Below are 2,412 nucleotides of genomic sequence, written 5' to 3'. Positions count from 1 at the left end.
GGGCTTCAGTTCCTTGAGCAGGTCTTCGGTCCCGTCCAGTTCCTCCAACCTGGGACGGCGACCGAGCTTGGTGAGCGTTTCATAGTCGCCGCCGAGCGCCCGAAGGATCTGGTCCAACACCGGTAGCTCAATGTCGTGAAGGTGGGGTTTCAGCAGACTCAGGATGTGCTCGGCGGGCGCTTCGGCCTCGCTGAGTGTGACCAGCAGGTCCACCGTCACAGGGTTGCCCGTGGCCGCCCATTCGCAGATAGCGACGGCGCCGGGCGTGGACAGCCGTCCGTGTACGTACTCCGGGTCATCGGCGATCGCCCGCTTGACGGCCGGTACTACACGAGGGCTCCGCATGATCTTCGGTAGGTCGTCGCTTGAGAGCGGTAGCTCGCACACGTAGGACGCCAGCAGTTTCGACCTCGCGAAGTACTCCTCGCGGACCACGAACGGGCTACCCTCCAGGCGCGCGTACGTCTCGGGAGTATCGGGCACCAGGTCGGCGTCCAGCAGCGCCGGGAGCAGCGTGAGCCCGACGCCGGTCACGCGTTCGGGATTCAACCCGCCGGGAAGCTCAAGCTGCTTCACCAGCCGGATTCTTGCCGCCGGGTCCAGGTTCTCAGCATGAACCAGCGCGTACCCGAGGTCGTACCTGGACTCCTCCTCCACCTCCTCGGCCTCGGTGAGGTCGAGTCTGTTCAAGATTCTCGCCAGTTCCTCGCTGACGCCGAGCTTGTCGACGAAGTGGCTTACGTTCCAGACGGTCGGCGCGAGCCGACTCGCCGACACCACCGCAGCCCATGCCGTAGCCTCGAGTTCCTCCAGGTCGGCCACCTCGCACCCCTGCGACGCGCCTTTCGCCACCGGCAGCACCGCCGTCTCGGCGGCGCTGGCGACGTCGTTCAGCACCGCGACGAACTCCTCCGAGGCGTCAACGGTCACTTCGTCGTCCCTTCGGGCACGGAGGTAGCTGTCCATGTTGTCGAGGATGTACTGATAGACAGTTGCGTTGGTCGCTTTCGCCACGTCGAGGGCCAGCGGGGTGTGTTCACCGAGTGCTGCAAGCAGGTTCGCCCTCGTGATCGGGTACAGGCTGGCCGCCACCACCGCCTTGCGCTGCGCGTCCCCTAGCACCGTCAGGTCGCTGACTTGGGCGCCAAAACGACGAACCAGGGCGGCCACGTCAGTCGCCTTCGAGGTCTCCATGGTGCCGGTAAACGCCTGCATCTCGGCGTAGTGCTTCGAGAGGAACTCTGCCACCCGGTCCGAGGAGTCGTAGTCGACGTCTCGGCCAGCGCTCCGGACAGCGGCATCGACGAGCGCGACGGCCGCCGCGAGGTCGATCGGGGCGTTCTCGACCAGATGGACGAACACACCCTTCCAGCGGGGAGCCAGGTGGCTTACGAAGAGATCCCGGAACGCGCCGTCCAGCAGGTATGCGTCGATGAACGAGGTGTCGGTACCTGCGCGCCCGACGAGCTTGTCGAGTGCGGTGTAGAGCCGCTCGGGGTGCGTGGGTAGGTAGTGGTCGAAGACCTCGATGTTGAAGACGCTCTCGCCGTCGAGGAAACGGGTGCCCATCTCCGCTTCGACCGTGTCGATGGAGGCGGGCTCGTCGAATCGGAAGCGGTGGTCTGCGCGGTCGGTCTGGACGCAGTGGAGGATGAAGTTCATTGCGCTGACGCTGATGGCGATGCCGTGGTAGTCCGAGCAGTACAGGGTGAAGTTCTCGTCGATGTGGCCCTTGGCGAGGAGGTCGTGGGCCAAGGGCGATACGAGGTCGGCGACGATGGCATCCAGGTTGCGGGCAACGCCCCTGTCGGTGGGCATGACCAGGTCCGGCCGGGCCATGAGCTGCGCCATCGTGGCTTTCGCCACGAAGTCCTTGGTCTCCAACGCGGCCCGCGAGGCGCGCTGGAGATCTGCGCCACCGGCTTCGACGGCGTCATCTAACGCAGCCGCTTCATCCCCGACCAGCGCGATCACGTCATCGAACGATAGGTCTACACCCTGGTATCCAGGTGGGGCAGTTCGCACCCCGCCGCGAGTCTCGTACAACGGCCTCCAGAAGTCACCGGACGTAAGGTCCGAGAGCGCGTACTGCTCCGGGTGAATGTAAAGGACCGGTTCGCCGCCGCGCCGCGACGCCCGGTGAACAATCGGTAGCACCCTCTGGAGCCGTTCGCCGGCGGCCTTCGCGCGCTTGTCCCACAGGGCGTTCGACGCGATCTGGTCCAGTGCCTTCTTGCTGGTCGCTGCCTGGTGGCCCGTCTGATACGTGACCATGTCGCGGAACGCCCGGTAAGCCTCGTCGATCTTGCTCGTGCCAAGTCGGATGGCCTCGAAGTCCTCCAGATGCAGGTTCTTGTAGACCATCATCGCGAACAGCCGATCTGCGGTGAGGCCCTTGAGGCCCTTCCCCCC

Annotated in this window: 1 pseudogene; it reads right to left on the bottom strand. The window is 65.3% G+C overall.

Annotated features, from left to right (window positions below):
• Nucleotides 1-2,367 (bottom strand): annotated as a pseudogene (locus Vqi01_RS30150) (P-loop NTPase fold protein); the annotation flags it as partial.
• Between the last annotated feature and the right edge of the window lie 45 nt (nt 2,368-2,412).

Origin of the sequence: Micromonospora qiuiae (assembly GCF_016863555.1) — a bacterium.
Lineage (GTDB): Bacteria > Actinomycetota > Actinomycetes > Mycobacteriales > Micromonosporaceae > Micromonospora > Micromonospora qiuiae.
This window is presented reverse-complemented; position numbering and strand designations above follow the sequence as displayed.